The sequence below is a fragment of the Chryseobacterium sp. FP211-J200 genome (assembly GCF_001643375.1).
Classification (GTDB): Bacteria; Bacteroidota; Bacteroidia; order Flavobacteriales; family Weeksellaceae; genus Epilithonimonas; species Epilithonimonas ginsengisoli.
On record NZ_LSHB01000010.1, the window covers coordinates 113,009 to 119,287 of the forward strand.

At 36.9% G+C, this 6,279-nt stretch carries 5 protein-coding genes; all 5 read right to left on the reverse strand.

Going from position 1 to position 6,279, the window contains the following annotated elements; translation table 11 throughout:
- The gene (locus tag AXA65_RS04015; RefSeq protein WP_063968828.1) at nucleotides 1-825 is read right to left on the reverse strand and encodes a hypothetical protein; all 825 of its coding nucleotides are present in this window, start codon (nucleotides 823-825) and stop codon (nucleotides 1-3) included.
- 6 nt (nucleotides 826-831) lie between these two features.
- Nucleotides 832-3,543, reverse strand: a complete 2,712-nt coding sequence (locus AXA65_RS04020; RefSeq protein WP_063968829.1) for a hypothetical protein — start codon at nucleotides 3,541-3,543, stop codon at nucleotides 832-834.
- A 2-nt stretch (nucleotides 3,544-3,545) separates the two neighbouring features.
- Complete coding sequence (locus AXA65_RS04025) at nucleotides 3,546-4,016, reverse strand: DUF4280 domain-containing protein (protein ID WP_063968830.1); 471 nt, start codon at nucleotides 4,014-4,016, stop codon at nucleotides 3,546-3,548.
- Between the two features lie 63 nt (nucleotides 4,017-4,079).
- Nucleotides 4,080-5,072 (reverse strand): hypothetical protein, encoded by a 993-nt coding sequence (locus tag AXA65_RS04030; protein ID WP_228391614.1) that lies wholly within the window; start codon nucleotides 5,070-5,072, stop codon nucleotides 4,080-4,082.
- Nucleotides 5,073-5,490: 418 nt separating this feature from the next.
- Nucleotides 5,491-6,033, reverse strand: a complete 543-nt coding sequence (locus tag AXA65_RS04035; protein ID WP_063968831.1) for a hypothetical protein — start codon at nucleotides 6,031-6,033, stop codon at nucleotides 5,491-5,493.
- Nucleotides 6,034-6,279 lie beyond the last annotated feature (246 nt).

Here is a 6,279-nt window from a genome sequence, read left to right on the forward strand (position 1 = left end):
TTACAGAATTTTGAATTGATTATCATTCATCCTCTCATCACTGTATAATTTGATATCAATGGAAACTCCAGTTTGCTCATCCTTATCTTTTTTGAAAAATAGGATCGTGTTACCATCCGGTCTTAGAACATCAGCGACTCTCCCATCACCATAAACCCTTACTTTTCCCAGATCTAGGTCCTGAAGTTGGTAAACATTTCCGCCAATCGGCTGGTGCTTGATCAGTTGTTCAAAAAGTTTTACTGTATCAGACTTTCCTTTTTCCGTTTCGAACAAGGCAATATTGGTCCTGTTGAAACTCTCTTTCATCAGTTCATACAACTGTACCGCATTTCTTTCTTTTGCCAATTGATAAATTTCTGTGAATGTTGCGATGACCTTTTTATCGTACTCAGGAATAGAAGCTATCTTTCTTCCTTTGCTCCAATTTTTATCGATTGAATAAGGATTGTCTGCATCGAACTGCACATTCCATGATACAGGTGGAGGCAACAAAACACCACTATCATTCTTCAACAGATTGGAAGGCATCTTCGTCTGTCTGGGTATGATATCGATTTTGTCTTCAAAACCTTTACTTTGGTCAGCACCGTAAAGGTAGATCTCTATAAAGCAATTTTCGTTAAATTCAGATTGTCCTTTTTTAGGATATACTTCAAATCTGATATTTTGTTTTCCTGCTCCGTAGATATAAGAATTGAGAAGGAAATTGCCTGCTAGACTTTTCACACCATCAAGATTATCAATGACGAGGATCTCATTTAAGAATATTTTAAATGAACATTCTCCGGAAGTATAATCTAAATGATAAAATGGTTTTTTCATATGTTTTTATTTTGCTGCTTCAATTAGAGGGATCATGAGTGGTTTTTGGCCTTCGTCACTGTTGACATCGCTTTCTGGGTTGGCATCGTCTGGCTCAAACCAAGTGTCTTCTTTATCATAAACAGTAAATGTCATTGGACCGGCAATGATCTCCACAATAATCTTGCCTTTTAGTCCCGAAAAACCTCCCGAAAACTGACCAAATAAGCCATCTTTCTGATTGGTCAAGAATAATTTGGCATCCCAATAAGCTTTCAGATAAGCTTCAGCTTTCGCTCCAAAATTAAATTCATAACTCGTATACGGAATCGTTACCTTTCCTTTTCCTACTAAGATAACCTCCAATTTGACGGTGAAGACACCCTCGATGTATGACTTTTCATTTTTTTCGCTTGAAAGCTGAGCACGAGTGTCGACCATATTGATCTGAAAAGCATTGATATTGGCATTCAATTCTCCACTAAACACCAAATTGACTTCGAATTTTGTTTCTAGATTTTCACTATTTAATTTATTGAATCCAGTAATTATCCCATCAATTAGTTTTGCCAAAGGATGTGGGATATACTTCACCATTTCATGGATTTTAAGTGTCAGATCTGCGCCTATGAGTGGACTTGCATACCAATCAAGATTCCCTTCCAAGCCTACTTTATGCTTATTTTCCGGTGCAGTCCCCACCTTGTTGCCCCAAGTGATCATGATGCAGGTAGAAGGTGATTTTATTTCGAAATCAAAAGGAAATTTTTTGGCTCTTAGCAGATCAGCACCACCCTCAGTTCCATACGTTACCGTGTCTGCAATTTTCTTCATTTTAAGGAAGACTGCGCAGACCTTTCTAATTTTTTCAGCAAATTCGAATTCGGCCTTTATCAGATCATTACCGTTAACTTTCGGGTTGAACAATCCTAATTTGAATTGTCCCAACGTCGCCTGTTGAGTCTGAAGATTATACTCCTGTTGCGATAATCCTTGATATCTTTTTAGTGTACCTTCAACATTATAAGTGGTCAGATTCCCATGATTGTACGCTAGTGGATTGCTGTAATTATAAGACAATGCGACTTCCCATTCTACATCGGGATATACTTTTATTTTTACTATTTGATTCGGATATCTGCAAGTGCTGACAGGTACAAAGTAGAGTTGCGCTTGGGATTCATTTGGCCAAATATATCTGAAGACCCAAAACGCGTCCAAAGCAATATTTTGTGCTCTACTGCCATCTGCAACAGATTTGTTGTACAGATATCTTAGCATTAAGGTCATTTTCTCGTTACTATCAAACTTATAATCCACATTTTCTGACCATTGCTGAAGTTGTGATACATCGCCTGAAGGTCCGCGTGTGTTGTCTGCCTGTACATCGTAATCTCCTTCCTGACTTGAATCCTTGACCATAGGATAGTTGCCGTCTTTGCTACGCATTGCCGGAATAACCTTACCAACTTGGAAAACATTTTTTTTCTCGTAATGCTTTTGTCCGGTTTCTAACAACAAGCCTTGACAGAAAGTATCTGTGGTAGTAAGTTTATCAAGCGTGATGGAAACATTCTTTCTCTCATCACCTGCTATGATAGAGAATGTTTGGGCAGTTCTGTCTATTGGATTTGTAGTATCATCCTCATCGAAGATCACGAATGCATCACGGTCCTTATCACCTTCATCCTTCACCGTAATTTTGGAATAGCCGCAAGGATCAAATTCTTTTTTGGTATATCTTATATCCCCGATATACTGGATCATCTCATTTTTCTGGACCTCGAATTTTGACATCATGTCCGAGAAGGTATCAAATGGTACCAATAGAACGTGAGAACTGTCATAGACCCACTTACCGCGAACCATCTTCATCCAGTCTCGTGTATCTATTTCAGAATTATGCTCACCCGAAATATATTGTGTGTCTGGAGAAGTGAATACCGGTGTCGAAAAAGCCTCATGACCTTTCATTCTTAGGAAATGTTCTTCGTCCTTATTTTTGTCAGCGTGGCCTTTCTGCCACTCTGGGTCAATAAAAAACTTCAAAGTTGTGCTACAGTTGTAACCGAAATTGGCACTTTTCAAAGCTTTGACACCAGATTTTGCAACGACATTGCCTTTGTTAACTAGCTCCACCTCAAATTGGAACTCCATGTTACCACGTCTCCAATCCGGCAGCAAATGTGTGTACACCACGACATCCACCGTTTGGCCATAAGCTGCTTTTTTATCCTTATTCTCCAATGGAATGTATCCATTTTCCGGAAACTTGAACTGGGCATATAAAACCTTGGGCGTATCTATGGCAACTAGGAAAATATTTCCGATTTCGTATTCCGGGAAATTGGTATATGGCATCAGCATATGCATTGAGCCCAGATTACCATCATTATTATTCTTGAGAACTTGACCTCTATTGATTACAATATTGTTTCCCTGTAAAATGGTATAGTCTGTAGCTTCAAGCTCTGTAAGAAGTTTCTCAAAAAATGCGCTATTTCTGAGTTGTGGATAGAGATTTTTATAATTGAGCCAAACATGTTGTCTTATTAGGAGCCATTTTACATCACTCATTGTCTTTTGGGGATTGGTGGTATTCCTTCCCAAACATGTTTCATCGATAAAGGCCGTCAAAGAATTTTGGCTTGAGTCTAATTCTACCAGAGAGGTTGATCCGTATGTTTTTACATTAGGAGCATCTTTTATCAGTGCTTTTTGAATTCCTGCTGTTCCCATATTTATAAAATACTCTTGTTGTCGTTAGGCGAACGGTCATTTTTCAGATCTACAAATGGATTTACCTGCGACTGCAGTTCCTCATCACCTGTACTGAAGTTCTTTTTTGAAGGCACACCGATCTGCCCAGATTTTAAAATTTTGATGCAGTCTTTTCCGCCAATTGGGCAAGTTGCTTTGCTGTCCTGTAATAGAATATATCCATCCGGTGGCGAATATTTTTCTTTTTCGTAAAATGCACTCCATTCTGTAACTACTGCATTACAAGGGGCATTGCTCATCTTTTTGCAAGAGCCAAACGTATTTTTTTCAAAAGTAGGACCGATATCTTTATTGGTTGCCGCCAGCTTCTTGGCTCCTTGATTATCATTGATATAAAATTTGGATTGGGTGAGGACCTTCAAAAAATCTGGTGTGCTACCAAAATCACAGATACAGGTTGCACCTTGGACTACTTTTTCTTTCAATGACATAGTGTTATGTTTATCGCATTTAACAAGCAAATTTTTTACCACTTTGGTACAAATAATTGACTATTACCAATCATTTTCCAAATTTTCAAAATTATCGAAGCCCCATTTATTTGGTGGAAGCTTCACAAGGCCTCCTGATATGAAAGGACTTTTATTATCCAACACTTTATTTCTATACTCATCAGAATTGATCTGATACATCGTGAAATCAATCCGTTCTACAATCTCCTTTTTATCGTGCTCATTCTTAGAAAAAACTTCAAAGCAAGCTCTAGTATTCATTGCGAAATGGTGATAAAGATCCATATCAAACGTCACCTTTAGACTCATAAACAGAAATCCATCTTTGATATTATTCTTTATATTAAAATAATTTGGCGCAAGTAGTTCTTCGCTTCTGAAATCAACTACAAAAGAATGGTATGCCGTTGGAATCTTTTCGATTCTCTGGATGCCAGCAAATTTTATGGGATCTTTATAGGGAACAATTGACAGATACAAATCTATTTCCCTTTCTCTAGTGGGGCCATAATTGACAAACTTCGGATGGAAAAACAAATTCCAAAACCAGTCGTGCCTCAGTCCTTTTTCAAGCTCAGCTTTTTGTTCAATTTTATCATCTATCCTTTTCAAAATATCACTAAAGTATTCACTTTCATATTTTTCTGACAGTTTGCTTTTCTGATCATTCCATCGATCAACAATTTCTTTATGATTCAATATTTCATTTCCGGAGATGCCTTTCTCATTGATAAATGTCTTGACTGGATAGATAGATTTGGAGATCGCATCAGAAACTATTTCGCTCATCATGTCTGGCTCATGCTGATTAAAAAAAACATTTTTCTTATCAATACTTATTTCCCCTACTCCATTATTCACTTTCAAGGTCATCTCCGCTTCATAGTCAACTCTTTTGGAGACTTGCTTTTCATCTTTAGAATAATATTTAATTGAGATTCCGTAGTTCCGTCCACTGAAACCATCTGGTCTTATTGTTATCGTATTTAGTCGCCTTTGAATTTCTTGTTTTGACAAACTTATTTCAGCCATCATAGGAATTAACATTTTTCTTGATTAATGATTGCTGATCAATGACTATAATCAGCAATTCACTAGCAATCTTACATGGAATATAATTAACCAATCGTCACCATTAAAACTACCACTTCAAACTTTTGGCCTTTTCAAAGCCAATTTTAGAAATTAAAGTTAGAATTTTAAGCCGAAACTCTTGAGGTAAAAATTAAAAAAGAGGAAAATTGTAGTAAAACTACGATTGAAGAATATGAAAATATAATATTTAAAGAAAAATGGAGCACAAGCAAAAACGACTGCAGACCCTATGATCAACAGCCGTTTTGTACCCCAGATTGGAGGTAATATTAACCCTTTCTTAATTCTATTTAAAAGTCATAAATTATTTTTGATTTTTGTCACTGCACACATTCGGTCTTTGCAGTTTATAAAATTATTAAGGCATCCAAAAAGACCATACTTTTCCATTGTACACAGCAAATTGTCTTTTGGTGGTGTCATAGACCATTATTCCTGGAGCAGGATTGATGATAGCAAGATGCGGACTTGCCACTTTCGGGAGGATCATTGCCTTATCTGCAGCTGTAAGCACCAAAATGCCATCGGTAGTATCTGTAGCTCCGTTTGCTCCAATGGCAGTTTTAGTATTTGTTTGTTCTACTTTCGTTGTTTGTATAGAAATATCTGCAACACCTACCGTAGCTGCCGTAGTGTCATCTTCACTAAGGTTGATCCAGGTTGTTCCTTCTTTCAGGTATTTTACCTTGTGATCGGTCACATCATAGATGATGGTGCCGGTTTCTGTAATTCCTGTTTTAGTTTCTACATAAGGAAGAATTAAACCACGATTTTCTATATTATTATCAAATTCAAGAGATACAGCGTTATTGGTAATTGTTTGTTTTCCTCCTATTGCGATCTGCGCATGTGTAGATATACTTATAAAGACTAATGCAATTGCTATGATTATATTTTTCATATCTATTGATTGTTTAAGAAATTAATATTTAGAGATGACTGTAGATAGCTCTCCTTTAATTTATATTTTAAAATAGACTGGGCAGTTTTCAGCAAACCACCCAGTCTGTATTTAAATTAGTTTGAACCTAGATCTATATCAGTACAGGTTTGGGTAGATATACAGAACCATCCAAAAGTAGCCCCTCCGGCTGCAGAGGTGTACATCTTCATACATTTATTGACTGTAACCCGTAGTGCATTATAA

Coding starts and splice junctions, on each gene's coding strand:
- AXA65_RS04020 (WP_063968829.1), bottom strand. CDS start 3,543: ATGGGAACAGCAGGAATTCAAAAAGCACTGATAAAAGATGCTCCTAAT.
- AXA65_RS04030 (WP_228391614.1), bottom strand. CDS start 5,072: ATGATGGCTGAAATAAGTTTGTCAAAACAAGAAATTCAAAGGCGACTA.
- AXA65_RS04025 (WP_063968830.1), bottom strand. CDS start 4,016: ATGTCATTGAAAGAAAAAGTAGTCCAAGGTGCAACCTGTATCTGTGAT.
- AXA65_RS04035 (WP_063968831.1), bottom strand. CDS start 6,033: ATGAAAAATATAATCATAGCAATTGCATTAGTCTTTATAAGTATATCT.
- AXA65_RS04015 (WP_063968828.1), bottom strand. CDS start 825: ATGAAAAAACCATTTTATCATTTAGATTATACTTCCGGAGAATGTTCA.